Source organism: Streptococcus mitis, from assembly GCF_002096855.1.
GTDB lineage: Bacteria > Bacillota > Bacilli > Lactobacillales > Streptococcaceae > Streptococcus > Streptococcus mitis_Y.
In genome coordinates this window covers 178,218-204,692 of sequence record NZ_NCVH01000031.1, presented here as the reverse complement: position 1 = coordinate 204,692, position 26,475 = coordinate 178,218, and the positions used below count along the sequence as shown (strand labels likewise).

27 protein-coding genes are annotated in these 26,475 nt (G+C 41.0%); 5 read left to right on the top strand and 22 right to left on the bottom strand.

Features of this window, described 5'->3' with window-relative positions:
* Positions 1-43 precede the first annotated feature (43 nt).
* The 4 genes from parC to parE all read right to left on the bottom strand — a co-directional run bounded on the left by parC (position 44) and on the right by parE (position 6,216).
* Positions 44-2,515, bottom strand: a complete 2,472-nt coding sequence (gene parC / locus B7698_RS06315) for a DNA topoisomerase IV subunit A (protein WP_084865021.1) — start codon at positions 2,513-2,515, stop codon at positions 44-46.
* Between the two features lie 366 nt (positions 2,516-2,881).
* Positions 2,882-3,700 carry an aminoglycoside 6-adenylyltransferase gene (locus B7698_RS06310; RefSeq protein WP_084865095.1) on the bottom strand — a complete coding sequence of 273 codons (819 nt, stop codon included), beginning with the start codon at positions 3,698-3,700 and terminating at the stop codon, positions 2,882-2,884.
* A 141-nt stretch (positions 3,701-3,841) separates the two neighbouring features.
* Positions 3,842-4,249 (bottom strand): YkvA family protein, encoded by a 408-nt coding sequence (locus B7698_RS06305; protein ID WP_084865020.1) that lies wholly within the window; start codon positions 4,247-4,249, stop codon positions 3,842-3,844.
* Between the two features lie 23 nt (positions 4,250-4,272).
* A complete protein-coding gene (parE, locus tag B7698_RS06300) occupies positions 4,273-6,216 on the bottom strand; it encodes a DNA topoisomerase IV subunit B (protein WP_084865019.1) in 1,944 nt (647 codons plus the stop codon).
* A gap of 136 nt (positions 6,217-6,352) precedes the next feature.
* Here parE and plsY point away from each other — a divergent pair, with 136 nt between their 5' ends.
* Positions 6,353-6,994, top strand: coding sequence for a glycerol-3-phosphate 1-O-acyltransferase PlsY (gene plsY, locus B7698_RS06295; RefSeq protein WP_084865018.1), 642 nt, complete (start codon positions 6,353-6,355; stop codon positions 6,992-6,994).
* A gap of 37 nt (positions 6,995-7,031) precedes the next feature.
* On the opposite strand, the gene B7698_RS06290 is transcribed toward plsY, so the two are convergent.
* From B7698_RS06290 to B7698_RS06250, 9 genes are all read right to left on the bottom strand, one after another.
* Complete coding sequence (locus B7698_RS06290; protein WP_084865017.1) at positions 7,032-7,988, bottom strand: ABC transporter permease; 957 nt, start codon at positions 7,986-7,988, stop codon at positions 7,032-7,034.
* 2 nt (positions 7,989-7,990) lie between these two features.
* Complete coding sequence (locus tag B7698_RS06285) at positions 7,991-9,049, bottom strand: ABC transporter permease (RefSeq protein WP_084865016.1); 1,059 nt, start codon at positions 9,047-9,049, stop codon at positions 7,991-7,993.
* Positions 9,042-10,577 (bottom strand): ABC transporter ATP-binding protein, encoded by a 1,536-nt coding sequence (locus tag B7698_RS06280; RefSeq protein ID WP_084865015.1) that lies wholly within the window; start codon positions 10,575-10,577, stop codon positions 9,042-9,044. The genes B7698_RS06285 and B7698_RS06280 overlap by 8 nt, the downstream gene beginning before the upstream one ends.
* A gap of 143 nt (positions 10,578-10,720) precedes the next feature.
* A complete protein-coding gene (locus tag B7698_RS06275; RefSeq protein ID WP_084865014.1) occupies positions 10,721-11,773 on the bottom strand; it encodes a BMP family lipoprotein in 1,053 nt (350 codons plus the stop codon).
* A gap of 89 nt (positions 11,774-11,862) precedes the next feature.
* Complete coding sequence (locus tag B7698_RS06270; protein WP_084865013.1) at positions 11,863-12,252, bottom strand: cytidine deaminase; 390 nt, start codon at positions 12,250-12,252, stop codon at positions 11,863-11,865.
* Positions 12,239-12,901 carry a deoxyribose-phosphate aldolase gene (gene deoC, locus B7698_RS06265; RefSeq protein ID WP_084865012.1) on the bottom strand — a complete coding sequence of 221 codons (663 nt, stop codon included), beginning with the start codon at positions 12,899-12,901 and terminating at the stop codon, positions 12,239-12,241. The genes B7698_RS06270 and deoC overlap by 14 nt, the downstream gene beginning before the upstream one ends.
* Positions 12,902-12,920: 19 nt before the next feature.
* Complete coding sequence (locus B7698_RS06260) at positions 12,921-14,198, bottom strand: pyrimidine-nucleoside phosphorylase (RefSeq protein ID WP_084865011.1); 1,278 nt, start codon at positions 14,196-14,198, stop codon at positions 12,921-12,923.
* Positions 14,198-14,785 carry a class I SAM-dependent methyltransferase gene (locus B7698_RS06255; RefSeq protein WP_084865010.1) on the bottom strand — a complete coding sequence of 196 codons (588 nt, stop codon included), beginning with the start codon at positions 14,783-14,785 and terminating at the stop codon, positions 14,198-14,200. Before B7698_RS06255 ends, B7698_RS06260 begins: the two co-directional genes overlap by 1 nt.
* 210 nt (positions 14,786-14,995) lie before the next feature.
* On the bottom strand, positions 14,996-15,400 hold the full coding sequence (locus tag B7698_RS06250; protein WP_084865009.1) for a hypothetical protein: 405 nt from the start codon (positions 15,398-15,400) through the stop codon (positions 14,996-14,998).
* 200 nt (positions 15,401-15,600) lie between these two features.
* Here B7698_RS06250 and coaA point away from each other — a divergent pair, with 200 nt between their 5' ends.
* From coaA to B7698_RS06235, 3 genes are all read left to right on the top strand, one after another.
* Positions 15,601-16,521, top strand: a complete 921-nt coding sequence (gene coaA / locus B7698_RS06245) for a type I pantothenate kinase (protein WP_084865008.1) — start codon at positions 15,601-15,603, stop codon at positions 16,519-16,521.
* A gap of 67 nt (positions 16,522-16,588) precedes the next feature.
* Positions 16,589-16,825: a 30S ribosomal protein S20 gene (gene rpsT, locus B7698_RS06240; RefSeq protein WP_001274000.1), complete on the top strand. Its 237-nt coding sequence runs from the start codon at positions 16,589-16,591 to the stop codon at positions 16,823-16,825.
* Between the two features lie 52 nt (positions 16,826-16,877).
* Complete coding sequence (locus B7698_RS06235) at positions 16,878-17,402, top strand: DNA topology modulation protein (protein WP_049546380.1); 525 nt, start codon at positions 16,878-16,880, stop codon at positions 17,400-17,402.
* 25 nt (positions 17,403-17,427) lie between these two features.
* Here B7698_RS06235 and deoD read toward each other — a convergent pair whose 3' ends face one another.
* The 6 genes from deoD to rpiA form a co-directional block, all read right to left on the bottom strand.
* A complete protein-coding gene (deoD, locus tag B7698_RS06230; protein WP_084865007.1) occupies positions 17,428-18,138 on the bottom strand; it encodes a purine-nucleoside phosphorylase in 711 nt (236 codons plus the stop codon).
* Positions 18,139-18,736: 598 nt separating this feature from the next.
* The gene (locus B7698_RS06225) at positions 18,737-20,020 is read right to left on the bottom strand and encodes a chloride channel protein (RefSeq protein WP_084865006.1); all 1,284 of its coding nucleotides are present in this window, start codon (positions 20,018-20,020) and stop codon (positions 18,737-18,739) included.
* A gap of 2 nt (positions 20,021-20,022) precedes the next feature.
* The gene (locus B7698_RS06220) at positions 20,023-20,832 is read right to left on the bottom strand and encodes a purine-nucleoside phosphorylase (protein ID WP_084865005.1); all 810 of its coding nucleotides are present in this window, start codon (positions 20,830-20,832) and stop codon (positions 20,023-20,025) included.
* Entirely contained in the window at positions 20,829-21,389 is a 561-nt protein-coding gene (locus B7698_RS06215) for a DUF1697 domain-containing protein (protein WP_084865004.1), read from the bottom strand. Before B7698_RS06215 ends, B7698_RS06220 begins: the two co-directional genes overlap by 4 nt.
* A 1-nt stretch (position 21,390) precedes the next feature.
* The gene (locus B7698_RS06210; protein WP_084865003.1) at positions 21,391-22,602 is read right to left on the bottom strand and encodes a phosphopentomutase; all 1,212 of its coding nucleotides are present in this window, start codon (positions 22,600-22,602) and stop codon (positions 21,391-21,393) included.
* Between the two features lie 23 nt (positions 22,603-22,625).
* Positions 22,626-23,309, bottom strand: a complete 684-nt coding sequence (gene rpiA / locus B7698_RS06205) for a ribose-5-phosphate isomerase RpiA (protein ID WP_084865002.1) — start codon at positions 23,307-23,309, stop codon at positions 22,626-22,628.
* A gap of 231 nt (positions 23,310-23,540) precedes the next feature.
* Here rpiA and B7698_RS06200 point away from each other — a divergent pair, with 231 nt between their 5' ends.
* The gene (locus tag B7698_RS06200) at positions 23,541-23,726 is read left to right on the top strand and encodes a hypothetical protein (RefSeq protein WP_001068557.1); all 186 of its coding nucleotides are present in this window, start codon (positions 23,541-23,543) and stop codon (positions 23,724-23,726) included.
* Positions 23,727-23,749: 23 nt separating this feature from the next.
* On the opposite strand, the gene B7698_RS06195 is transcribed toward B7698_RS06200, so the two are convergent.
* The 3 genes from B7698_RS06195 to B7698_RS06185 all read right to left on the bottom strand — a co-directional run bounded on the left by B7698_RS06195 (position 23,750) and on the right by B7698_RS06185 (position 26,440).
* Positions 23,750-24,601 carry an NAD(P)H-hydrate dehydratase gene (locus B7698_RS06195; RefSeq protein WP_084865001.1) on the bottom strand — a complete coding sequence of 284 codons (852 nt, stop codon included), beginning with the start codon at positions 24,599-24,601 and terminating at the stop codon, positions 23,750-23,752.
* A 13-nt stretch (positions 24,602-24,614) separates the two neighbouring features.
* A complete protein-coding gene (locus B7698_RS06190) occupies positions 24,615-25,436 on the bottom strand; it encodes a phosphate ABC transporter ATPase (protein ID WP_084865000.1) in 822 nt (273 codons plus the stop codon).
* A 146-nt stretch (positions 25,437-25,582) separates the two neighbouring features.
* Positions 25,583-26,440: a bifunctional methylenetetrahydrofolate dehydrogenase/methenyltetrahydrofolate cyclohydrolase gene (locus B7698_RS06185; protein ID WP_192855112.1), complete on the bottom strand. Its 858-nt coding sequence runs from the start codon at positions 26,438-26,440 to the stop codon at positions 25,583-25,585.
* Positions 26,441-26,475: the final 35 nt, after the last annotated feature.

Here is a 26,475-nt window from a genome sequence, read left to right as displayed (position 1 = left end):
TCAATAAAAAGAACCAGCTCTGAAAACTGATTCTTCATTTCACTTATTTAGCTTCAGTAAATACTTCTTTAAGATACGCGTCAAAAACTTCTTCATCTGAAATGGTGTCTGAAATAAAGCTTCCATTGCTAGTTCGTTCTGATAGGTTCAAATCTTGCAATCGGCTCTCATAGATTGTTCCCTTGTTAGATTTGACAAGTAACGTTTGATCATTTTCTTCTACTATTGTACTAAAGAGATCACCAACGAATCCTTGCTCTGAAACTGCTCCAGCCAAGAAGACACGGTGCGGTTTATTTTTCAACTCACGCAAGACTTGTAAACCTCGTTTGGCACGGCTTGTTGCCGGAATTTCCTCAATAGAAACACGTTTCAAACTTCCACGTTGGGTCAAGAGGTAGAAGGATGAGGTGTTGCAGATAAAGGCGGATTGGAGGACATCATCTGCTTTCAGGTTCATAGCTTTGACACCTGCAGCCTTAGCACCGACAACTGGAACCTCTTCGATATTGAAACGAAGGGCATAACCATTTTGGCTAATCAAAAGAACATCATCTAGTTTAATCGGAGCCACTGCTACAATCTTGTCTGTCTCGTCTTTGAGCTTAGCATACTTGACAGACTTAGACTTGTAGGTTCGCCATGGAGTGAACTCTTTTCGCTCTACACGCTTGATTTGACCAAGACGAGTTGCAGCAAAATAGGTTGTCGCATCATCAAACTGATCCACGACTTCCACATAAAGGATTTCTTCGTTAGTTTCGAAGTTTGTGATGGTTTGGCTCAGATGCTCTCCAATATCCTTCCAGCGAATATCTGCCAATTCATGGATTGGTCGATAAATGACATTTCCAAGAGTCGTGAACATCAAAAGATGCTGGGTTGTCTTGGCAGCTTGTACAAAAATCAAACGGTCATCATCACGCTTGCCAATTTCTTCCAGGGTTGAAGCGGCAAAGGAACGTGGGCTGGTACGCTTGATATAACCTGCCTTGGTAACGCTGACATAGGTATCTTCCTCGGCGATCAGACTAGCTGTATCAATCTCAATTGCTTTCGCAGTATCTTCTAAGCTACTCAAACGCGGAGTCGCAAACTTCTTCTTAACCTCACGAAGTTCTTTCTTCATGAGATTGTACATAGTCCGCTCATCACCGATAATAGCTGCAAGCATGGCAATCTTCTCACGAAGTTCTGCTTCTTCTTCCTGTAAGACAACCACATCGGTATTGGTCAAACGATACAGTTGCAAGGTTACGATAGCCTCAGCCTGTTCTTCCGTAAAATCATAGCTGACCTTAAGATTTTCCTTAGCGTCAGCCTTATTCTCAGAAGCACGGATAAGCGCAATGACTTCGTCCAAGATTGAAATCACACGAATCAAACCTTCGACGATATGGAGACGTTTTTCAGCCTTTTCCTTATCAAAGCGTGAACGCGCCAAAATCACTTCACGACGGTGGGCAATATAGCTAGACAAGATTGGGACAATACCGACCTGACGAGGTGTGAAATTGTCAATCGCCACCATGTTAAAGTTGTAGTTGATTTGCAGGTCAGTATATTTAAAGAGATAGTTGAGAACGAGCTCTGTATTAGCGTCTTTCTTAAGTTCAATAGCGATACGAAGACCGTCACGGTCAGACTCGTCGCGAACCTCAGCAATACCAGCTACCTTGTTATTAACACGAACATCATCGATTTTCTTGACTAGATTAGCCTTGTTGATTTCATAAGGAATCTCAGTAATAACAATTTGTTCCTTACCACCTTTTAGCTTTTCAATTTCAGTCTTAGAACGAACAACCACGCGCCCTTTTCCAGTTTCATAGGCCTTCTTGATTTCATCACGACCCTGGATAATCCCTCCAGTCGGAAAGTCTGGTCCAGGCAAGAATTCCATGAGTTTATCCACCTTGGCTGTTGGGTGGTCAATCATGTAAACCACCGCATCGATGACCTCAGCTAAATTATGAGGTGGAATATCTGTCGCATAACCAGCCGAAATACCAGTCGAACCATTAACCAAAAGGTTTGGAAAGGCTGCTGGTAAAACAGTCGGCTCTTTCTCTGTATCGTCAAAGTTCCAAGCAAAAGGAACGGTCTTTTTCTCGATATCTTGAAGAAGGTAGCCAGCAATTTCAGACAAACGTGCCTCGGTATAACGCATGGCCGCAGGTGGATCACCGTCCATAGAACCGTTATTACCGTGCATTTCAACTAAAATCTCACGATTTTTCCAATCCTGAGACATACGAACCATGGCATCATAGATAGAACTGTCACCGTGTGGGTGGAAATTCCCCATGATGTTCCCGACTGACTTAGCAGACTTACGGTAGCTCTTGTCAAAGGTATTGCCATCCTTATTCATCGAATAAAGAATACGGCGCTGAACCGGCTTCAGGCCATCACGAATATCTGGCAAAGCCCGGTCTTGAATAATGTACTTGGAGTAGCGACCAAAGCGCTCTCCCATGATGTCCTCGAGGGACATGTTTTGAATGTTACTCATATAGGATACAGAGCCCGTAAAATATCAAGTGAAAATAGAAAATTCTTGAAGTAAGCAAGCTCACCAGAGAATTTATCTTTTTCACGCATCATTTAGGGCGTGTTCAACTCCTTTCAAAGAATATAGAGTAGGTTTTTATACAGTGAAGGATACTTTACAGAAATTAGTCCTTTATTCAGTTAAGATACAAAGGGACGTTTCGGCTTGCCGGAAATTTCTGTAGAAAAATAGGAAATCGATGTAGAGCTCTATGAAGTCAAGACGATTTGACTTTTTCCGAATAAAATTAGTCCCGTGTTCAGTTACTACAAATAACCAAACGACTCTTTCTGTAGTTTAATCTTTTAAATTAAGATCTTTAGTTAGTTAGCGATTAAGAAGTCTCTCCTTAGCATACTCAATCATCTTCTCAGCTACTTTCATATCATAGTCAAATCCCATCTTTTGAGCAAGGGACTGAGCCTCTCTGTGTAAAAGTTGCATCGTAGCAAATAGAGACTGAGTGATTTTATCTATGCTTGAAAAATCAATCAGATTTGAGAATTCCATTTCTTTCTCAGCAGGTAAATAGTTAAAGAGGTACTTGTAGTTCTTGCCGACGTCGACTCTTCCCCTATCACTTGCGACCTGCCAAGCTAAGACTGTTAACAACTCTTGCTGACAAATACCATAGAGATGGTCGGTCGCGTAGATGACCTGATTCCGACAAATCCCTTTGACAACGTAGCTCGACACCCACCAAAACTCATTGCAGACTTTTTCAAACTCTATCGCACTAGCTGGGCTTGTCCAGTAACGCTGGGGAGTTGGAGAATGAGGTACAAACAATCCCTTAGGATCTTCTATAACCATGAAATCCGCTTCGCTTTCTACCCACTCCTTGATATGCACTTTAGAACATAGAGTCAAGTCAATACAGTTACCATCTTTAAAGAGCATGAGGTAGAGACGACGATGCTCAAGAGCAACCTCTTGCTCGATAATGCGTTTGCCAAACTGGTCCAACCAAGATAAATCTGTAATCAGCTCGTCCAGATTCTCTACAACATAGACTACGTCATAGTCTTGAAATTCATCTTTTGAGGCTTTTGTGTCAGTCCGTGAACCAGACATAGCGACGGCCTCGACTTGAAGTGTTTTTGCGGTTTGAAAAATTAAATCAAGTATTTCGGGTTCTGTTCTCAGGTTTATCATTTCTTTGTTTACTATAAAAATGTAATAAGGAATCTGATAGTAAAATTAGATATTGTCTATAATTGAGGATTTAAAATGTTTTGATAATTCCCGTTTATAAAGAATTGACTAGTAATAATCTAATTTATTGACTCAAATTAATCCTTGAGAGCGACGCCATTCATCATAGGCTTCAATATCAGTATTTACCATTTTCATACACAATCCCATTACAGCCATATCATCCAAATAGCCAGCAAACGGTATAAAATCTGGGAATATATCAATTGGAGCTACAAAATAAATTAATGAACTTAAAACAGCCAGAATAGTTCCATAAGGTACTGTAGTATATTTACCCTCTACATAATTTTTTACCAAAGATATCATAACAGGAATTTTTGTAAATTTTTCTCCAACAAAAGGTATCTCTTTAATTTTTAGTTCTAAACGTTGCAAAAAATTATCTAATTCATCTTTATCATTTAATAAAGCTTCAGATTGCCCGTATCCACTTTCAAGAGCTTCTTTTACTTGATCTTCAGACAGATTATTTGACATTGTTATTCTCCTTTTTTAATTTTTTAAAATACAGTCGCTTCTTCCAGCGTAAACTTGACATTGTCTTCAATCCACTTACGGCGTGGTTCAACCTTGTCTCCCATGAGGACATTGACACGGCGTTCGGCGCGTGCTAGGTCTTCTATGGTGACACGGATAAGGGTACGCGTTTCTGGATTCATGGTTGTTTCCCAGAGCTGGTCTGCATTCATCTCACCAAGACCTTTATAACGTTGAAGTGTGGCGCCTTTACCGAACTGTTTACGGAGTTCTTCTAGCTCACCGTCCGTCCAAGCATAAGCTACTTCTTCTTTCTTTCCTTTTCCTTTTGACATCTTGTAAAGAGGTGGAAGGGCGATATAGACATGACCTGCCTCGACTAGAGGACGCATGTAGCGGTAGAAAAATGTCAAGAGCAAGGTCTGGATATGGGCACCGTCGGTATCCGCATCTGTCATGATAATGATCTTATCATAGTTGGCATCTTCAATAGAGAAGTCTGCTCCAACACCCGCACCAATGGTATAAATCATGGTATTGATTTCTTCATTTTTGAGGATATCCGCCATCTTGGCCTTGGCTGTATTGATAACCTTACCACGAAGAGGTAGAATAGCCTGGAACTTGCGGTCACGGCCTTGTTTGGCAGAACCTCCGGCAGAATCTCCCTCGACTAGATAGAGTTCATTCTTAGTTGGATTCTTAGACTGGGCTGGGGTTAATTTCCCAGACAACAAGCCCTTGTCTTTTTTATTTTTCTTCCCATTTCGGCTCTCATCACGCGCCTTACGTGCCGCTTCACGAGCGTCACGGGCCTTGATAGCCTTGCGGATGAGGTTAGAAGCCAATTCACCATTTTCCATAAGGAAGAAAGTCAGTTTTTCAGCAACAATACTATCAACGATTGGACGAGCTAGTGGACTTCCTAGTTTGTCCTTAGTCTGTCCTTCAAACTGGAGGTGTTCTTCAGGAACCAAGATAGAAAGAACGGCTGCTAGTCCTTCACGATAGTCTGATCCTTCAAGGTTTCTATCTTTTTCCTTGAGAAGCCCCGTCTTACGCGCGTAGTCGTTCATAACCTTTGTAATGGCAGACTTGAGTCCTGTCTCGTGCGTTCCACCGTCCTTGGTGCGAACGTTATTGACAAAGGACAAGATGTTATCTGAAAAACCATCATTGTACTGGAGAGCTACTTCCACTTGGAAACCGTTGTCTTCACCTTCAAAGTAAAGAACCGGCGTCAAGGTCTCCCTGTCTTCGTTCAGATAAGAAACAAAGTCTTGTACCCCATTTTCATAGTGGAATTCAATCGCTTCGTCTGTTCGTTTATCAGTCAAAGACAAGGTCACATTTTTCAAGAGAAAGGCTGATTCATTAAGACGCTCTGAGATGGTATTGTACTTGAAATCTGTCGTAGAAAAGATCGTCGCATCAGGCATAAAAGTAACCTTGGTACCTGTTTTAGACTTGGGCGCTGTACCGATTTTCTTCAGAGTCGTGACAGGTTTGCCACCATTTTCAAAACGTTGCTTATAGATTGCCCCATCACGGGTAATTTCAACTTCCAGCCAACTTGAAAGAGCGTTAACAACGGAAGAACCCACCCCGTGAAGACCACCAGATGTCTTGTAGCCTCCTTGACCGAATTTCCCTCCTGCGTGGAGAATGGTAAAGATAACCTCAACAGTTGGAATTCCCATAGCGTGCATACCTGTCGGCATCCCACGGCCATGGTCTTGTACAGTCAAACTCCCATCTTTATTGATAGTTACATCAATACGGTCACCAAATCCAGACAAGGCTTCATCGACTGCATTGTCGACGATTTCCCAGACGAGATGATGGAGTCCTGCCCCATCAGTCGATCCGATATACATCCCTGGACGTTTTCGGACCGCATCCAACCCTTCTAGCACCTGAATGGCATCATCATTATAATTGTTAATATTGATTTCCTTTTTTGACACAAGGAACCTCCTATTCGTTCATCTTTACTATTCTACAGGTTTTCCAAGGATTTTGCAAAATTTTTCTTTCTCCGATGTGACAATTTTCAGAAGAGATTCTCTGCCTTTCTTCTCCATTTCATGATATAATAGGAGTATGATTACAATAGTTTTATTAATCCTAGCCTATCTGCTGGGTTCGATTCCGTCTGGTCTCTGGATTGGACAAATTTTCTTTCAGACAAATCTGCGTGAACACGGTTCTGGAAATACTGGAACGACCAATACTTTCCGCATTTTAGGAAAGAAAGCAGGTATGGCAACCTTTGTGATTGACTTTTTCAAAGGAACCCTAGCAACGCTTCTTCCGATTATTTTTCATCTGCAAGGCGTTTCGCCTCTCATCTTTGGACTTTTGGCTGTCATTGGACATACCTTCCCTATCTTTGCAGGATTTAAGGGAGGCAAGGCTGTCGCAACCAGTGCTGGAGTTGTTTTCGGATTTGCGCCTGTCTTCTGTCTCTACCTGGCAATCGTATTCTTTGGAACCCTCTATCTAGGCAGTATGATTTCACTGTCTAGCGTTATTGCTTCTATCGCAGCCGTTATCGGAGTTCTCCTATTTCCACTATTTGGTTTTATCCTGAGCAACTATGATCCTCTATTCATCGCTATTATCCTAGCTCTTGCTAGCTTGATTATCATTCGTCATAAGGACAATATCGCTCGTATCAAAAATAAAGCTGAAAATTTGGTCCCTTGGGGATTGAACTTGACCCACCAACATCCTAAAAAATAAAACGTCAGTTCATTCTATACTGACGTTTTTTGTATGCTTATTTTGATTTGATATAGTTGATACCATCTGCTTTTGGTGCTACCGCTTTTCCAAAGAAGGCTGCCAAGACAAGAATTGTCAAGACATAAGGTGCGATTTGAAGATAAACCGCAGGCACTCCTTGTAGGAATGGCAATTGAGATCCGATAACAGCCAAACTTTGTGAAAGTCCAAAGAAGAGACTAGATAGCATGGCTCCGATTGGATTCCATTTTCCAAAGATCATCGCAGCAAGAGCGATAAATCCAGGTCCAACAATAGTTGTTACTGAGAAGTTAACTGAGATGGATTGAGCATAAATCGCTCCACCAATTCCACCTAGGAAACCTGAAATAATAACCCCTAAATATCTCATTTTGTAGACATTGATTCCCAAGGTATCAGCTGCTTGAGGGTGTTCACCTACAGAACGAAGACGAAGACCAAAGCGAGTCTTGAAGAGGATAAACCAAGCAAGGAATGAGAAGGCAATCGCCAGATAACCAAGTAGACTAGTTGACTTGAAGAAGATATCACCAATCACTGGGATATTTGCAAAGACTGGGAAATCAAAGCGTCCAAAAGTCTGACTTAGGTTGTCGGTTTGACCTTTGTTATAAAGGACTTTCACTAAGAAAACAGCCAAGGCTGGCGCCATCAAGTTTAATACTGTACCGCTGACAACATGGTCTGCACGGAAATGAACCGTCGCTGCTGCGTGGATGATAGAGAAGACACCACCAACCAATCCTGCTACAAGCAAGGATAGCCATGGAGTTGCTGCTCCAAATTGTTCTGCAAATTCAAGGTTAAAGACAACTCCAGAAAAGGCACCCATAACCATAATTCCTTCAAGGCCGACGTTTACGACACCACCACGTTCAGAGAAAACACCACCAATACTTGTAAAGATGAGGGGTGCTGAGTAAATCAGCATAGAAGACACCAAGAGGGTGAGCAAGGTTGTAATAGACATCTTTACTTACCTCCTTTAACTTGTTTTTTCGGTTTGACAAAGCGTTCGATAAGGTAATGAACACTGACAAAGAAGATAATAGACGCTGTTACAATGCTGACAAGCTCAGACGGTACCTGCGCCGCATTCATACCAGGGGCTCCAACTTGGAGAACACCAAATAGGAAGGCTGCAAAGAGAATACCAATTGGTGAGTTGGCCGCAAGCAGACTAACCGCCATCCCGTTAAATCCGACAGCTAATGACGACCCCTGAACATAAACGTTCTGGAAGGTTCCCAGACCTTCAACAGCTCCACCAAGACCAGCCAAGGCACCTGAGATAATCATTGAGAGGATAATTGTTCGTTTAGCAGAAATACCAGCGTATTCCGATGCGTGTGGATTAAGACCAACCGAACGGATTTCAAAACCAAGGGTTGTTTTCTTGAGCATGAACCAAATAACTGCAACGGCAATGATGGCAAAGAAAATACCAATATTCATCCGCGAATTACCAGTCAACTCAGCTAACCAAGGTGTCTGGTAGGTTGCATTAGCTCCAACACGAATGGTCGAATCTGTACTTTGCATAAAGTCTTTAGGGAAGGCATGGATAAAGGCATTCCCTACATACAAGACAATGTAGTTCATCATGATGGTTACGATAACCTCTGACGTCCCTAGATAGGCTCTAAGAATACCCGGAATCGCTCCAACAATACCACCAGCAATCAGGGCAATCACGATAGTTGCTAGAATCATCAAGGGACGTGGCATATCTGGATGCGACAAGGCAAACCAACCACTAAGAATCCAACCAGCCAAAGCCTGACCAGGAAGCCCGACGTTAAAGAAGCCTGCACGACTGGCAACAGCAAAACCAAGACCGATCAAGACCAAAGGCCCCATAGCACGGAAAATTTCTCCAATCCCACGCAGGCTACCAAAGGCTGTGTAGAACAATTCTTCGTAGCCCCAAATAGCATCATAACCAAAGATCCACATGACAATGGCTCCGAGTAAAATTCCTAGGAAGACAGAAATCAAGGGAACCGAAATTTGTTGTAATTTTTTAGACATCACTCTTCTCCTTTCCCAAGTTTCCACCAGCCATCAAGACACCAAGTTCTTGTTTATTGGTTGTTTCTGGTGATACAATACCTTGAATCTTGCCATCGTGGATAACGGCGATACGGTCTGAGACGTTTAAAATCTCATCCAATTCAAAGCTGACAACTAGGACAGCCTTACCGTTATCACGCTCTTCAATCAAGCGTTTGTGGATATATTCAATGGCACCGACATCCAACCCACGAGTTGGCTGGCTGACGATAAGGAGATCAGGATCACGATCAATTTCACGAGCAATAATTGCTTTTTGTTGATTTCCTCCTGAGAGTGCAGCTGCAGGAACAAATTCACTGGCAGCACGAACATCAAATTCCTCCATTAGCTTTTTAGCATAAGAAGTAATATTTGAATAGTTCAAAATTCCATTTTTACTATGTGGTTCTTTATAGTAAGTTTGAAGGGCAATATTTTCAGAAATCATCATTTCCAAAATTAAGCCATCACGGTGACGGTCTTCTGGAACGTGACCAACACTCAACTCTGTAATCTGACGTGGGTGCAAGCCCACAATTGAATCTCCTTTTAGCTCAATGCTACCAGATTCAACCTTGCGAAGACCTGTAATGGCTTGAATCAGTTCAGACTGACCATTTCCATCAATCCCTGCAATACCAACAATCTCTCCAGCACGAACATCCAAGGACAGATTTTTCACAGCTGGGACACCGCGGTTTTCATTGACCACCAAATCTTTGATTGACAAGACCACTTCTTTTGGTTGAGAGGCTTGTTTCTCTGTTTTAAAGGAAACAGAACGTCCTACCATCATTTCTGCCAAATCAGCATTGGTAGCCCCTGCAATTTCGACAGTTTCAATTGATTTCCCACGACGGATAACTGTAACGCGGTCAGAAACTGCTCGAATCTCGTCTAACTTGTGGGTGATCAAGATAATTGATTTTCCTTCTTTGACAAGATTTTTCAAAATAGCCATCAACTCATCAATTTCTGATGGAGTCAAGACAGCCGTTGGTTCGTCAAAGATAAGGATATCAGCTCCCCGATAAAGGGTTTTTAAAATTTCTACACGTTGTTGGGCTCCAACTGAGATATCAGCCACCTTAGCAGAAGGATCAACAGCTAAGCCGTAACGTTCAGAAAGAGCCTTGATTTCTTTGCTAGCTCCAGTGATATCTAGCACACCATTTTTAGTCAATTCACTACCTAAAATGATGTTTTCAGCCACTGTGAAGGCTTCTACCAACATAAAGTGCTGGTGAACCATTCCGATTCCCAAGCTAGCTGCTTTAGATGGTGAGTCGAGGTTGACAACTTGACCGTTGACCACAATTTCACCACTGGTTGGTTCAAGAAGTCCTGCTAACATGTTCATAAGCGTGGACTTTCCAGCCCCATTTTCTCCTAAAAGTGCATGAATTTCACCTTTTCGTAGGTGCAGGTTAATTTTGTCGTTGGCAACAAATTCACCAAACACCTTGGTAATATCACGCATCTCAATGACATTTTCGTGTGCCATGTGCTCTTCCTTTCAGAGTCTTATTTTATTTCAATAAAACTTGCTAGTTTCTCTAGTAGCAAGCTTTACTGAGACAAAATGACTTTGTCTCAACTCTTAAAAAAGCGGCCCTTGGCCGCTTCCTAAGAAATGACTTCCATCCATTATTTTTCAGGAATTTTTACGCTTCCATCAAGGATTTTAGCTTTAGCATCTTCAACAGCTTTTTTACCTTCTTCTGAAAGGTTTGTTACTGCCAAGTCAACCCCTTTATCTTTTAATGAATAAACAATTACTTGGCCGCCAGGGAATTCACCTTTTTCTGCCTTGTTAGAAATATCTTTTACAGTTGTACCGACTTGTTTCAAAGTAGATGCAAGAACAAAGTTTGATTCTTTGCCATCTTTAGAAGTGTATTTACCTTCTGCTTCTTGGTCACGGTCAACACCGATAACCCAAACTTTTTCATTTTCAGGACGGCTTTCGTTGAGTGATTTTGCTTCTGCAAAGACACCAGCACCTGTACCACCAGCTACTTGGTAAACAATATCTGCACCAGCTGCGTATTGCGCTGCTGCAATTGTTTTACCTTTAGCAGCATCACCAAATGAACCAGCATAGTCAACTTGTACTTTGATAGATGGGTCTACTGACGCAACACCTGCCTTGAAACCAGCTTCAAAACGAGAGATAACTTCTGACTCCTGCCCACCTACAAAACCAACTTGTTTTGTCTTAGTTGTTTTAGCTGCAGCTACACCTGCAAGGTAACCTGATTCATTATCAGCAAAAGTTACGCTAACAACATTCTTTTGGTCTTTAATCACATCATCAATCAAGACATAGTTGATATCAGTGTGCTCTTTTGCTGCTTCTTCAACCGCATTGTGAAGGGCAAAACCAACACCGAAGATTAGGTTGTAACTTCCAGCTGCTTGTTGCAAGTTGTTAGCGTAGTCAGCTTCACTTGTTGATTGGAAGTAAGTAAAACCTTTATCTTTTGAAAGATTGTGTTCTTTACCCCAGTCTTGCAAACCTTCCCAAGCTGATTGGTTGAATGATTTGTCATCAACACCACCAGTATCAGTTACGATTGCTGCTTTTGTTTTCACATCAGAAGATGAAGCTGCGTTACGAGAAGAGCGATTACCACATGCAGCAAGTCCAACTGCTGCCACTGCAACTAGACCAAGGCCTAGCCATTGTTTCTTGTTCATTACTGAACCTCCTAAATAAGATGTGCAACGATGTTGCAAGTATGGATTGGTTGGCCACAAGGACCGTGCCACTCATAGAGTGACTCAGACTAGTTTAAGTCTGTAAAAGAATATGGAAGTAATTCCCCGACCGTCATCTCGACCGTCGATTTATCTTTTGCGACTAAGGTCACTTTTAGATCTTGTTCAAAAAATTCAGCCATCACTTGGCGACAAGCACCACATGGCGAGATTGGTTTTTCAGTCTCTCCATAGACAATCAATTCTGAAAATTCTCTTTGACCTTCAGAAACTGCTTTAAAAATCGCTGTACGTTCTCCGCAGTTTGTCAAAGGATAGCTAGCATTTTCGATATTCACTCCCGTGTAAACAGTTCCGTCTTTGGCTACTAAAACTGCTCCGATAGGAAAATGAGAATAGGGCACATAGGCTTTCTTGCTGGTTTCAATTGCTAGTTCAATCAACTCAGTAGTCGCCATCTGCTAATTCTCCTTTTAAAATCACAACGCCAGCAGATGTCCCGATACGGGTAGCACCTGCTTCCACAAAAGCAAGAGCATCCGCATATGAACGAGCTCCACCAGCTGCCTTAACTCCCATATCTGGCCCGACTGTTTTACGCATCAACTGAACATCCTCTATAGTGGCACCACCAGTTGAAAAGCCAGTTGATGTTTTGACAAAGTCAGCGCCTGCTTTCTGGGATAATTGGCAGGCCACAACCTTTTCATCGTCTGTCAACAAGCAAGTTTCGATAATGACTTTCACCAACTTGTCACCACTTGCTTCTACGACAGCATGGATGTCCGATTCAACCAAATCCAGATTGCCTGATTTGAGGGCACCAACATTGATAACCATATCAATCTCATCTGCACCGTTTTGGATAGCTTCTTTTGTTTCAAATGCTTTCACAGCTGAAGTTGTTGCCCCCAAGGGGAAACCTACTACTGTGCAGACCTTGACATCTGTGTCTTCAAGCCCTTTTTTAGCATGTTCAACCCAGGTCGGATTCACGCAAACACTGGCAAAATCATACTCTCTAGCTTCAGACAACAAACAATCAATTTGATTTACTGTCGCATCTTGTTTCAAAAGTGTATGATCGATATATTTATTTAATTTCATATTCGGATTCTCCTGCGGTTTATGAGATAATTTCTATAATTTCTCGTAAACTTTGCACTCCATCATTTATTTTAACATATTTTTGAAATTCTGTAACTAGTTCAGAAGAAATTTTTCCATTTGTATAAACTTTTGCAACAATTTCTCCTTTTTGAACGGAGTCTCCAACTTTCTTTTCAAAAACAATCCCTGTTTCATAGTCCAAGTCATCAGTCTTGACTGCACGACCGGCCCCTAGTCTCATGGCATAGAGCCCAAATTCCATTGCAGGAAGAGCTGAAATAACACCTGTTTCCTGAGCTGGAATTTCCACCACATGGGCAACCTTGACTGGGCGATAGAGATCTTCTAAATCAGCGCCTTGTGCTGCTACCATTTCTTCAAACTTAGCCAGTGCCTTACCATTCTCAAGATGTTGGCGAACTTCTTCAACTGTTTTATTTACATTTGCCAGGCCAAGCATAATTTGAGCCAATTCACAGATGAAGTGGGTAATATCCTGACGGCCTTGACCTTGTAAAATCTCCAATGCTTCAAGGATTTCCAGGCGATTTCCAATTGCTCGTCCCAAAGGCTGACTCATATCCGTAATGACTGCTACCGTCTTCCGACCAACAGCCTTACCAAGATCCACCATGGTTTGAGCCAATTCGCGTGCCTCATCAACTGTCTTCATGAAGGCACCCTCACCGACAGTCACGTCTAGCAAAATAGCATCAGCCCCTGCCGCGATTTTCTTGCTCATCACCGAACTCGCAATCAAAGGAATCGTGTCAACAGTTGCGGTCACATCACGAAGGGCATAGAGAAGCTTATCCGCTTTGACAAGCTGGTCTGATTGCCCAATGACAGATACACCAATGTCCTGTACCTGACGAATAAAATCCTCTTGACTACGTTCTACTTGATAGCCCTTAATGGACTCCAATTTATCAATTGTTCCGCCTGTATGGCCGAGACCACGACCACTCATTTTTGCCACAGGAACACCAAAGCTTGCAACAAGAGGAGCCAAAATCAAGGTCACCTTATCACCAACACCACCCGTAGAATGCTTGTCAACCTTAACCCCACCAATAGCTGATAAATCATACTCTTGCCCTGTCTGAACCATCTTCATAGTTAGGTCAGAGATTTCTCGAGTCGTCATTCCTTTGAAATAAACAGCCATAGCAAAAGCAGACATCTGATAATCAGGAACAGTTCCTGACACATAGCCTTCAACTAGCCATTCAATTTCACTCGAAGTCAGTTCTTGACCGTCTCGTTTCTTTTGGATTAAATCAACTGCTCTCATTATTTCACACTTCTAAGGATATAGTATCCCTTATCTTTTTTAACGATTTCACAATTGCCAAACACCTCTTCCATCTTGGACTTAGCACTTGGGGCCCCTTGTTTTTTCTGGATAACGATTGTTAAATCTCCACCAGTTTCCAAAAAATCTTTACTTTTCTCAATGATTTCATGAACCACTTGCTTGCCCGCACGGATAGGGGGATTGGAAATGACATGGTCAAATTTGCCTTCAACTTGTTCATAGATGTTAGACTGGAAAATCGTCGCTGCCACTTTATTTCGTTCAGAATTTTGTCGGGTCAAATCCAAGGCACGATTGTTAATATCGACCATGGTCGCCTGAACTCCATAAGCCTTAGCTAAGGACAAACCCAAAGGCCCGTAACCACAGCCTACATCAAGGACAGTTTCTCCTTGATTGACCTCAAGACACTTGAGCAAAAGTTGACTGCCAAAGTCAACCATTTTCTTGCTAAAAACACCCGCATCCGTCAAAAAGGTCATTTTTTCTCCCAACAAGTCCACTCTCAACTCATGAATGTCGTGAGCAGCGTCAGGATTTTCTGCATAATACATTTTACTCATGAAACTATTTTACCATAATTTGCCTTAAATTGTAAATCGTTTACAAATTGATCATAAAACGAAAAAGACTGAAGAAAGCTAGTAGGTAAAACCTTTTCTTCAATCTCTTTCAACACTTATAGATAAATGATAAACCATTTAGAACTAGAAATATCATAGTCAGGATAAAACAAAAAGTTTATCATCTATAATCGGGCGTATTTATTATTACTATTGCTTAACCTTCAGATACTTAATTATCAACAGGATTCCCAATAAGATGTTTAGATAAAAGCCCAACTGATACGTTTTTGTCAGGATTTCCAAACTTGTCCAAAGTCGTATCAAATCTTCTAGTGACATGCGGAAGAAATAACCCTCTGTAGCAATCCACAAAATCAAAAATAGATAACTTCCAGCAACTAGCCATTTCGTCCACCGTTTTTTTAGTAGGCAAGCAATCAAGAGCGAACAGAGAAAGACAATTGTTACAATAGCATGTTCCATCAAAAAAGTAAAACCGTAATAGATTTCCACAAAGCGTCTACCATTATCCACATTCGCCCCTTTTATAAAAGGTAGTGCAAAACTTAAAATAAAACAAAGTTCCAATGTGTAACGTTTTAAGATTTTCATAGTACACCTCCTATAAGTTGTAACCCTCAAAGCCCCCTTTATTAGCTTATAAATCAGTAGAAAGTAGCTCCTACTTCATCAATAAATTGTTCATCCTCCGTCTACCTTTATTATATAATTTTGACTGACTGCATTCAAGAAACCGCTTTATTTTTTTAGCTTTTTATGGTATGATAGACAAAATATCTAGGGGAAAACAAATGACCAACGAATTTTTACATTTTGAAAAAATCAGCCGCCAGACTTGGCAATCGTTACATCGAAAAACAACACCTCCTTTGACAGAAGAGGAATTAGAATCTATCAAGAGTTTTAATGACCAGATTAGTCTACAGGATGTTACCGATGTCTATCTCCCCCTAGCCCATCTCATCCAGATTTACAAGCGTACCAAGGATGATTTAGCCTTTTCCAAAGGAATCTTCCTCCAACGTGAAAGTAAATCCCAACCTTTTATCATTGGAGTTTCTGGGAGTGTTGCCGTTGGAAAATCCACAACTAGCCGCCTACTACAAATCCTACTGTCCCGTACGCTTACAGATGCTACGGTTGAGTTAGTAACAACTGACGGCTTTCTCTATCCCAACCAGACCTTGATTGAACAAGGGATTTTAAATCGCAAGGGATTTCCTGAAAGCTATGATATGGAAGCTCTTCTTAACTTCCTGGACCACATCAAAAATGGACAAGATGTAGATATTCCTGTCTATTCTCATGAAGTCTACGACATCGTACCAGAGGAAAATCAAAGCGTCAAAGCTGCTGATTTTGTCATTGTTGAGGGAATAAATGTCTTTCAAAATCCACAAAACGAGCGTCTCTACATTACTGACTTCTTTGACTTTTCCATCTATGTTGATGCTGCAGTCGATGACATCGAGAGTTGGTATCTGGACCGTTTCTTGAAAATGCTGAGCCTAGCCCAAAACGATCCTGATAGCTACTATTATCGTTTTACACAAATGCCGATTGGGGAAGTGGAATCCTTTGCCCATCAGGTCTGGACCAGTATCAATCTCACAAATCTACAAAATTATATTGAACCGACCAGAAATCGTGCGGAAGTGATTCTTCATAAAACAAAGAACCATGAAATCGATGAAATTTACTTAAAAAAATAATTTTCCCTTGTCAAAACGTAAGTTTTCAGATATAATGGTATAGTTAGTAAATATGGAGGTAAGAACATTGGCAAACATTAAATCAGCTATCAAACGTGCTGAATTGAACGTTAAACAAAACGAAAAGAACTCAGCTCAAAAATCAGCTATGCGTACTGCTATCAAAGCTTTCGAAGCAAACCCATCTGAAGAACTTTTCCGTGCTGCTAGCTCAGCTATCGATAAAGCAGAAACTAAAGGTTTGATTCACAAAAACAAAGCAAGTCGCGACAAAGCTCGTCTTTCAGCTAAACTTGCTAAATAAGAAACAGTCCATAGAGGCTGTTTTTTTGTCTCCAAATAGGAAAAGGTAGAAAATGAAAATCGCAATTATCGGATATTCTGGTACTGGTAAGTCAACTCTAGCAGAAAAATTATCTAACTACTACTCCATCCCAAAACTACATATGGACACACTCCAATTTCAACCTGGTTGGCAAGACAGTGATCGCGAATGGATGCTGACCGAGATGAAAAGCTTTCTCACCAAGCATAAAGATTGGGTCATAGATGGTAATTATTCTTGGTGTTATTACGAAGAAAGAATGCAGGAAGCTGACCAGATAATCTTTTTAAACTTCTCTTCTTGGAATTGTTTGCTAAGAGCCTTTAAGCGCTATTTAAAATATAGAGGAAAAGTGAGAGAAAGTATGGCAGCTGGTTGTCAAGAACAATTTAATTGGGAGTTTATCAGATGGATTCTCAGGGATGGACGGACTAAAACTCAAAGAAAAAATTACCAAAAACTTTGCCAAGAATACTCACATAAAGTCACTATTCTTCGAAATCAGAAAGAACTAGATCAATTTCTAGATAAGAAAAGGAAGTCCTCCAATTCATAAAGAAGGGCTTCCTTTTTGGATATAATTATTCTGCAATCAAGGTTTCCAAACCAACTTTCATCATATCTGTGAAGGTATTTTGGCGTTCTTCTGCAGTTGTGTCTTCATCTGGATTGACCAAGCTATCCGAGATGGTCATGATAGCTAGAGCATCAACATGGTGTTGGGCTGCCAGATAGTAAAGGGCTGCTGCTTCCATTTCCACAGCCTTGACTCCCCATTTACCAAGCTCGATGTTCTTTTCAAAGTAGTTTGAATAAAAGGCATCAGAAGACAAAACGTTCCCAACGTGGGTGGTCATACCAAGTTCTTTGGCGATATGGTAGGCCTTGTCCAGCAAATCAAAGCTAGCGATTTGTGGGAAATCGTACTGTGGCCAGTCATTGCGGATGATGTTAGAGTTGGTTGCAGCTGCCTGCGCCAAAACTAATTCACGGACATGGACATCCTCGTTTAACGAACCAGCAGTTCCTACACGAATCAATTTCTTCACACCGTAGTCAACAATTAACTCACGCGCATAAATCGAAATAGATGGCATCCCCATCCCAGTTCCCATGACAGATACACGGTGACCCTTGTAAGTACCAGTGTAACCAAACATGTTACGCACTTCGTTAAAACAAACAGCATCTTCAAGGAAATTTTCCGCAATAAACTTAGCACGAAGAGGATCCCCAGGAAGAAGAATTTTATCAGCAATTTCGCCCTGCTGAGCAGCAATATGGATAGACATAATATAAGATACCAAACCCGTCAAAAAGCAAAAGGAAAATAGGAGTTGGGTGCAGTGAGCGATGCTCGCTAGACCAACTATCTTTTTCCCACTGCTTTTAGGGTGGGTTCAATTCCTTTCTTTCTTAATTTTGATGATATTGAGAAGAATAGCCCGGCTTCAATTCAAACCCGAACTCCCCTTCTCTTCTGAGTTTTTAGAAAAGTTTTCCGCTCGTGTTCAAATCAGAACATCTCGCTCTACCTTTCTTTTTTGTATATTTAGGATAGCGACAGAAAACAAAGTAAAAATAGGAAACTGACAACGCATTTCAGATGCTAGACAGTTTATCTTTTTTACACAGTTCTCCGCTCGTATTCAGTTCGATGAATACAGTTAAGCCATCCTTTCTTTTATTGTTATGAAAAGTTTTCCGCTCGTGTTCAAATCAGAACATCTCGCTCTACCTTTCTTTATTTATTTTTATAGCTATGAAAAATCGGATTCAATCGTGACTCCGATAAGCCTACTTCTTTTTTATTTCAAACAGTTATTGATAAATTGATAATAGTTTTTAATCTTTTAAGATAAATCTTTGATTAGAAGAAATGGTCGTTCTCTATCTTATTACTTTATGCTTTGACTTCTGACACAGTATGCTAGCCCAAGGAAAGCGGTCTAACATTTTTGCAAATTCATAGGCTAAAACAGCTGTTACTAAGAGATACAGAAGAGAATCTATACCTAGCCCAGTGAAACCTATAACTAATCCGGTTGCAGACCAGGGAGCCCTCAAAGTCACAGACAAAAAGCAAACCGATCCCAAAAGCAAAATGCTTGGCTGGCTATCCACACCTAGAATTATGCCCAAGAGAGCAGCTCCAGCCATCCCCAAGGCAAAAGATGGCGTAAGGGTACCACCATAGGCCCCTGCCCACAGAATAATAAGAACAACTAATGCTTTTAATATAAACAAAAGGAGTACTGTTTTGCCATTGCTACCATTCAATACTTCCTGAGCCATCATACGTCCATTTCCAAGTAGATGTGGAAAGGAACTTGCAAGACCAGCAAGAAAAAGAAAAACTGAGGGCAATGTGAGAAGTATTCGTTTATCTTTTATTCTGTTTGAAGACGCTGCCTTACTTAAGCGACCAAAAAGCCAAGATAGTGGGGTTAAGAAAAGAAGTAATAAGGGAATAATCCATATTTCCTTTAATGACCATGAGATGGCTGGAATCTGGTAGAGAGCCTGATTTGAAATAACCAAGCCTGCTATATAGGTTGAGACATAGGTAGTCAAACCGACTAAGACAAATCGTTTAATAGATAGAGCAATTCCTAGGGTTTCAAAAACAAAGAAGACACTTGTTAATGGAACCTGATAAACAGCCGCTAAACCAGCACCAGCACCACAAGCAAGGAGAAAGATGCGTTCCTTCATAGATAGTATACATATTTTTCCAATTGGCCCTGCAAATAGAGTCCCAATCTCTCGTGGTGCAGCTTCTTTGCCAATAGGGGCTCCCCCTCCAACTGCAATGATCTGCCAAATTGAATGAAATAGCTGTTTTAGAAAATGAAGTTTGTATTGTGAAGTCTCATCCTTCATCTGAGCTTTGATGGAAAAAATCTTCGACCTTTTTTGCAAGAAATACCAGACCAAGGATGAGCTAAGACCCACGATTATTAAACTTAGTCCTATCCGTGAGGAGGAAACTCCATCTGTCAAAAATCCACTATGGTGCTCTGACTGACCAAAAGCTAGACTCTCTACCATCTCTAAAAGATAATGGAGAAATATACCAGATAAACCCGAAACTATTCCTTGTAGAATTACTGCTAGGAATAATCTAAAATTATAAGGAATCTTTCGAAAAAATCTCCTCAAGTCCTTTAACATGATTACAATTCTGCAAGAATCGCTTTAAGCAAGCCCTTGAAATCACCTTTGACACGTTCGGTTACTTCTACAACTTCTTCGTGGTTGAGTTCTTCTTGAAAGCCTGCAGCATGGTTAGTAATACATGAAATACCGAGAACTTTCAAACCTGAGTGAGCTGCCACAATAACTTCAGGAACAGTCGACATACCAACCGCATCTGCTCCCAGTGTCTTATAAGCACGGATTTCTGCTGGTGTTTCATAAGTCGGACCAGTTACACCGATATAGACACCTTCATCAAGCTTGATACCAAGTTTCTTAGCTACTTCATGGGCAGTAGCACGGTATTCTGGTGTGTAGGCCTTAGACATATCAGGGAAACGTGGACCAAAATCATCCAAGTTTTCACCCATCAATGGGTTCTGCCCCGTCATATTGATATGGTCTGAGATAGCCATCAAGGTACCAGGACCAAATCCAATCCCTCCAGCTGCATTGGTTACAATGACACCTTCACATCCAAGAACTTTCATCACACGTACTGGGAAAGTCACGACTTCCAGAGGATTTCCTTCATAGAAATGGAAACGACCTTGAAGAGCCAAGACCATGCGACCTGCAAGTTCTCCATATACCAGTTTACCAGCGTGACCGACTACTGTCGAACGGCCCCAGTTTGGAATCTCAGCATAGTCTACTACAACTGGATTTTCGATTTCTTCTGCTAATTCTCCAAGTCCTGATCCAAGGATTAGACCGAACTCGGGAGCTTGGATTCCCTTGTCTTTCAGGAAGGCAGCTGTTTCATTGATCTTATCTAAAAATGTCATTGTGTGTCTCCTTTATTAGTTTTTAGCATTTGACCGATTTTGTCAAAAGTTTTAGCATTGCGAATGGTGATTTGGCGGTAGAAAGGCATCTTGAGTAAGTATTTGTGATAGGCTGTTTCGTAGTATGATTCTTCAGAGAATTTCCCCCAGAAAATCCCAAGTCTTCCAAAATGAACGACTTCATCTTTCAGCTCTAAACTTTTAACCGTCTCGATGACTTGCTCCACATCCAAGCCCTCAGTGTAAAAGAGGACGTCTTTTCGTGCCAAGTCTTTGTTCCACCAAGCTGGTAGCTTTTCAAGTTCTTCTTCATAGTCTTCTTGACTCAGTAAAGAAAAACTTTGAATAAATGAATAATGGATTTCAAAGAAAGACTCTAACTTTTCAACCAATTGGGCTTTGGGATCTGTCGAAGTAAAGAAAATATTGCCACTGTTGATGTAGGTTTCAACCTTTCCCAGTCCCAACTCTGTCAATTCTTGACGAAGTTGCGCCATGACAACCTTATTCTTCCCACCGACATTAATGCCCCTAACCAGTAAAGCATAGCGCGTCATCTTACACCAATTTATCTAAGAAACTTTCCCCAATCATGGCAGTTTCAACACCAAAGTTATCGGCAATAGTCGCTGAGATATCTGCAAAATGTCCTACTGGAATGACACCATTGCCTTTAAAGGCAGGGCTGTAGGCCAAAAGTGGAATATATTCACGAGTGTGGTCTGTTCCTGCGTAAGTTGGGTCGTTTCCATGGTCCGCAGTAATCAAGAGAAGGTCATTCTCTCTCATAGCTGCGATAATTTCAGGTAAGCGTTCATCAAACTCATGCAAACAATCACGGTAGCCGTGAGCATTACGACGGTGGCCGTAAAGGGCATCAAAGTCAACCAAGTTTGTGAATGAGAATCCTTTTTCAAACTCAGCAAGGCCCATGGTCTTCAATAGTGTATCAATTCCATGGCTGTTTGACTTGTTGTGACCCATGTCATGGTTGATACCAGCACCGTTAAAGATATCATTGATTTTTCCAACAGCGTAAGTATCGATACCAGCTTCGTTTAATTTATCTAAAACAGTCGGTGCAAATGGAGAAACGGCTAAGTCACGACGGTTGGCTGTACGAGTGAAGTTTCCAGGCTCACCAACATAAGGACGGGCAATGATACGACCTAGAAGGGCAGGACGCTCAAGTGTAATTGAACGAGCGTATTCACAGATACGGTACAATTCGTCCAAAGGAATAATATCTTCGTGGGCAGCAATTTGCAAAACAGGGTCAGCTGAAGTATAGATAATCAACTCCCCAGTTTCCATCTGGCGTGGTCCAAAATCATCGATAACAGCTGTTCCTGAGTAAGGTTTGTTAGCTTCACGAATGACCTTGCGTCCTGAAAATTCTTCGATTTTTGTCAAGATTTCTTCTGGGAATCCATTCCAGAAAGTATCGAAAGGCTCAGTAATGTTGAGTCCCATGATTTCCCAGTGTCCAGTCATAGTATCCTTACCAAGAGATACTTCTTCTAATTTTGTTGCATATCCAGTTGGATTGCTTTCAGCTGCTACAGTCTTCAAAGGAGTTTCACGAGGAATATTTCCAAGACCAATTTTAGCCATGTTTGGGACATTCAAACCAACTGCTTTTGAAATGTGTCCCAGTGTGTCAGAAGCTCCATCTGGAACCCCTGCATTGACAAAGTTATTGGCATCTGGTGCAGCACCGATTCCCACAGAATCTAGTACCACCAAGTGAATACGATTAAATTTTGACATAGTGTATCTCCTTATTATGTTGATTAGTTTGCTTTTGTTGAAGTTAAAATCTGAACCCCGTCTCGTCCAGCAACAATGACCTTATCCACCATTTGGTTGAATAAGCCGTGCTCTACAACACCAACGATATGGTCCAATTCTTGCCCGAAAGCAATTGGATCTTCAATGACATCCAAAGCAAGGTCAATGATAAAATTCTGCATATCGGTCACAAAACGTTGGCCGTCTTTTTCACGGAAACTTGGTTTGTAGCCAGCTCGCTCAAAACGATGAAAGACCTGTTCTGCGCCATACTGAACCACTTCTACTGGCAATTTAAAAGCACCTAGTTTGTCGACTAGCTTGCTTTCATCCACCACCCAAATGTATTCTTTTGAAGGCGTTGCGACAACTTTCTCCATCAGAAGGGCACCACCACCGCCTTTGATTCCATTAAACTGACCATCCACTTCATCCGCCCCGTCGACTGTCACATCGACAAAGTCTACTTGGTCAATAGACTTGAGCGGGATATTAAGACCTTCAGCCTGTTTACTGGTCACACTAGAAGTCGTTACAGCTGTAATCTGCAAGCCTTCTTCCTTGATACGACGACCGATTTCTTCTACGAAATAATAGGCAGTAGAACCCGTTCCCAGTCCGACAACCATGCCATCATTGACAAATTCAGCAGCCTTGATACCTGCCATTTTCTTCAGATTTTCCACTCAAACACCTCCATTAAAGAGCTACTTTTATTATAACATGTATCCTTTTTTATTTCATGGATACACTAGAAAAACCCGAACATTTTTATTTTTATGTCTACCTTGTTTTGGTAGTTAGAATCTTAGTTATGAGAACTTGTAGATAAAAACAGGTCCTAGCTAAAAGCAACAACAGTTGATTTTTTATCATAAAGATGATTAAATAGTTAAGTACAGAAAAGGAGAAATAAGATGAACCCATTAGATTTGTTTAACCAAGTAAAAGAATTAATCGAAACAAAAGATTTCGAAGCTGCAAAAACATTTGTTGCAGAAAATCAAGACCAACTTGGAGAATACTTCTCTCAAGCTCAGCAGTTGATTTCTGGTTCTGAAGGTCTAGATGGCCTCGTTGGAAAGATTAAAGGATTTTTCTAAAAGATATAAAGGCGCCTGAACTATCAAGTGCCTTTTTGAGATATTTTTTTCATTATTTTGGGAAGATGACTGCTGATTTCCGTCGGCAAGACCACATAATGTTCTTGAGATAGTTCTTGGGCTATGGCTGAATGAAGATGGGTTGCTACTGCCACACGTTCATAGAGACTGGCCTGTCGAAATTGTCCTGCAAATCCAGCAATCATTCCAGCCAGTGTATCTCCCATACCACCAGTCGCCTGATAGGGACCGCCAACCTGTAACTGGCAAAAATCAGATTGACCAACTTGCCAAATACGAGTAGTTGGACCTTTCTCCACCAAAATGGTTCCTTGAGGAAATGAAGTCAGGGCACTAGCTGTTGCATCTTCGTTTTGCTTTTCAATAGCAATACCAGACAGCTTTTCCCATTCTTTTTGGTGGGGAGTTAGGATAAGCTGGTTAGATGGAAACGACAAACTTGTCCTAGCAAGAATGGTTAAGGCCCCTCCATCTACAATCAAAATCTGATTCTTTTTTAAGCTAGCAAAGACCTGTTTTACAAGATTTTCTCCAAAAGTATCGTCTCGTAAACCAGGCCCCACCAGGACAACTTCTGCCTTCTCCAATTGCTCTTTTAACAATTGCTGGTCTTGCAGAGAAAAGGCCATAGCTTCTGGTAAATGGCTGTGCAGAGCTGGAATATTTTCCCTGTCCGTTCCAACGGTCACCAATCCTGCACTGCTTTTTACAGCTGCTAAAGCAGCCATGATAATAGCACCACCATAAGGATAAGTCCCACCCAGCAACAGCAAACGACCATAGTCTCCTTTATGACTGGTACGAGAACGTTCAATAATGACTTTTTCTAGTAAGGTTTGATCAATCACTTTCATCTTTTTTCCTCAACTATCCTTTATCTGATTGTTTTAAAACAACTTGATAGACTTTCTTAGTCCACTCTTCTAAGTCTTCTCCAGCATAGTCAAGATAATGCACCCTATCTTGTATTTTAGTTGGAATAATATTTTCAAATTGGCTCTTATTATGAGTTGGAATAATACAAATATACAACTCACTAAATAAATTCAACATGTCCTTAATTTTTGCAACATGGTAGCCATCAAAAATATAACCAGTAACTTTAATCAAATCTGTATAGATAAAATGAAAACTCACTCCAGGAATAAACTTGTCTTGTAATTCTTTCTCTGAAGGAGCTCGACCTAATAAACGCTCCATCGCTAATCGATAACCAGAACTTGTATTTGACCACCCTAACATGACATAGTCAAAATAATCTATCGGATCCGATGCAGCATTTCTACTATCCAAAACCAACTCCTCAGCATCTCGCCCAAAGGCTTTCACAGCAGATAAGAGCTGACCTGTTTTAAAGATAGAAATCGCTGCATCTATAGTCGTAGTATGACTACAGTAGTCTGAAGTCACTAACCTCTTATGTAGATCATAAGTCGAGGCTACTCTTTTATCTGTAGGGGTAAATGGTGGCAGAAAGGGATGCTGAAAGATGTAATCTAAAATTTCTTTTTTTAAACAAGAATCAGCACACTCAATACTTGTTTGACGTTTATGAAGTTTTTCGTAAGCTATAAATTTAGCAATTTTTTCTAATTCCCACTCTTGAATATTTGGATAATCAATTAGTGCTAAGTAGTATATTCCATCCCATTGTAAACTATATTCCCCATTATAAATTTTTAAAATCATCTAATCACCTCACTCCATTATACAACAAAAAGGAGGCGCATACCTCCTTTTATAAACTTATTTCTAAAATTTAATATTCATTTTTGCCATTTTAGATATAGCTATAGAAAATACACTTTCCTCAGAAAACTTTTTCTCTTTTTCTCTTATTTTCTATCCAATGTCCGGAGTGCTGCTTGATAAGTTTGCTCCATCAGCATAGTAATAGTCATAGGACCTACACCTCCAGGAACTGGCGTAATATGGCTAGCAAGTGGGGCAACTGCCTCATAATCCACATCCCCACAGAGCTTGCCATTTTCATCATGATTCATCCCAACGTCAATGACAACCGCACCTGGTTTGACAAAATCAGCAGTCACAAACTTGGCACGACCAATTGCAACAACCAGAATATCTGCTTTAGCAGCCACCTTGGCAAGATTATGAGTCCGTGAGTGGGTCAAAGTCACTGTAGCATTTTTGGCCAAAAGAAGCTGGGCCATGGGTTTTCCAACGATATTGGAACGACCAATGACGACCGCATTTTTACCTTCCAAGTCAATCCCGTATTCATGGAACATTTCCATAATTCCTGCAGGTGTCGAAGGAATCATGACTGGATGTCCAGACCAAAGGCGTCCCATGTTTAGGGGATGGAAACCATCTACGTCCTTTTCAGGATCAATAGCTAATAAAACTGCCTCTTCGTCAATATGTTTTGGTAATGGTAACTGGACCAAAATTCCATGCCAAGCTGGATCTTGATTGTATTTGGCAATCAAGTCTAACAATTCCTCTTGAGTAATGGTATCTGGAACTCGCACAACTTCACTACGGAAACCAGCCGCAAGGGCTGACCTCTCCTTGTTACGAACATAGACTTGGCTTGCTGGATTATCCCCAACCAAAATCACTACCAAACCAGGTACTAAACCTGTCTCTTCCTTTAATTTTTCAGTCTTTTCAGCCAACTGTCCTTGTAACTTAGCTGCCAGAGCCTTCCCATCAATAATCTGTGTCATATCACTTCTCTTTTCTTTCAAATATCTTCCATTAT

What these genes read in the sequence shown, in the direction of transcription:
- parC (WP_084865021.1), bottom strand. Translation starts at nt 2,515, where the DNA reads ATGAGTAACATTCAAAACATGTCCCTCGAGGACATCATGGGAGAGCGC.
- B7698_RS06305 (WP_084865020.1), bottom strand. Translation starts at nt 4,249, where the DNA reads ATGTCAAATAATCTGTCTGAAGATCAAGTAAAAGAAGCTCTTGAAAGT.
- plsY (WP_084865018.1), top strand. Translation starts at nt 6,353, where the DNA reads ATGATTACAATAGTTTTATTAATCCTAGCCTATCTGCTGGGTTCGATT.
- B7698_RS06290 (WP_084865017.1), bottom strand. Translation starts at nt 7,988, where the DNA reads ATGTCTATTACAACCTTGCTCACCCTCTTGGTGTCTTCTATGCTGATT.
- B7698_RS06285 (WP_084865016.1), bottom strand. Translation starts at nt 9,049, where the DNA reads ATGTCTAAAAAATTACAACAAATTTCGGTTCCCTTGATTTCTGTCTTC.
- B7698_RS06280 (WP_084865015.1), bottom strand. Translation starts at nt 10,577, where the DNA reads ATGGCACACGAAAATGTCATTGAGATGCGTGATATTACCAAGGTGTTT.
- B7698_RS06275 (WP_084865014.1), bottom strand. Translation starts at nt 11,773, where the DNA reads ATGAACAAGAAACAATGGCTAGGCCTTGGTCTAGTTGCAGTGGCAGCA.
- B7698_RS06270 (WP_084865013.1), bottom strand. Translation starts at nt 12,252, where the DNA reads ATGGCGACTACTGAGTTGATTGAACTAGCAATTGAAACCAGCAAGAAA.
- deoC (WP_084865012.1), bottom strand. Translation starts at nt 12,901, where the DNA reads ATGAAATTAAATAAATATATCGATCATACACTTTTGAAACAAGATGCG.
- B7698_RS06260 (WP_084865011.1), bottom strand. Translation starts at nt 14,198, where the DNA reads ATGAGAGCAGTTGATTTAATCCAAAAGAAACGAGACGGTCAAGAACTG.
- B7698_RS06255 (WP_084865010.1), bottom strand. Translation starts at nt 14,785, where the DNA reads ATGAGTAAAATGTATTATGCAGAAAATCCTGACGCTGCTCACGACATT.
- B7698_RS06250 (WP_084865009.1), bottom strand. Translation starts at nt 15,400, where the DNA reads ATGAAAATCTTAAAACGTTACACATTGGAACTTTGTTTTATTTTAAGT.
- coaA (WP_084865008.1), top strand. Translation starts at nt 15,601, where the DNA reads ATGACCAACGAATTTTTACATTTTGAAAAAATCAGCCGCCAGACTTGG.
- B7698_RS06235 (WP_049546380.1), top strand. Translation starts at nt 16,878, where the DNA reads ATGAAAATCGCAATTATCGGATATTCTGGTACTGGTAAGTCAACTCTA.
- deoD (WP_084865007.1), bottom strand. Translation starts at nt 18,138, where the DNA reads ATGTCTATCCATATTGCTGCTCAGCAGGGCGAAATTGCTGATAAAATT.
- B7698_RS06225 (WP_084865006.1), bottom strand. Translation starts at nt 20,020, where the DNA reads ATGTTAAAGGACTTGAGGAGATTTTTTCGAAAGATTCCTTATAATTTT.
- B7698_RS06220 (WP_084865005.1), bottom strand. Translation starts at nt 20,832, where the DNA reads ATGACATTTTTAGATAAGATCAATGAAACAGCTGCCTTCCTGAAAGAC.
- B7698_RS06215 (WP_084865004.1), bottom strand. Translation starts at nt 21,389, where the DNA reads ATGACGCGCTATGCTTTACTGGTTAGGGGCATTAATGTCGGTGGGAAG.
- B7698_RS06210 (WP_084865003.1), bottom strand. Translation starts at nt 22,602, where the DNA reads ATGTCAAAATTTAATCGTATTCACTTGGTGGTACTAGATTCTGTGGGA.
- B7698_RS06200 (WP_001068557.1), top strand. Translation starts at nt 23,541, where the DNA reads ATGAACCCATTAGATTTGTTTAACCAAGTAAAAGAATTAATCGAAACA.
- B7698_RS06195 (WP_084865001.1), bottom strand. Translation starts at nt 24,601, where the DNA reads ATGAAAGTGATTGATCAAACCTTACTAGAAAAAGTCATTATTGAACGT.
- B7698_RS06190 (WP_084865000.1), bottom strand. Translation starts at nt 25,436, where the DNA reads ATGATTTTAAAAATTTATAATGGGGAATATAGTTTACAATGGGATGGA.
- B7698_RS06185 (WP_192855112.1), bottom strand. Translation starts at nt 26,440, where the DNA reads ATGACACAGATTATTGATGGGAAGGCTCTGGCAGCTAAGTTACAAGGA.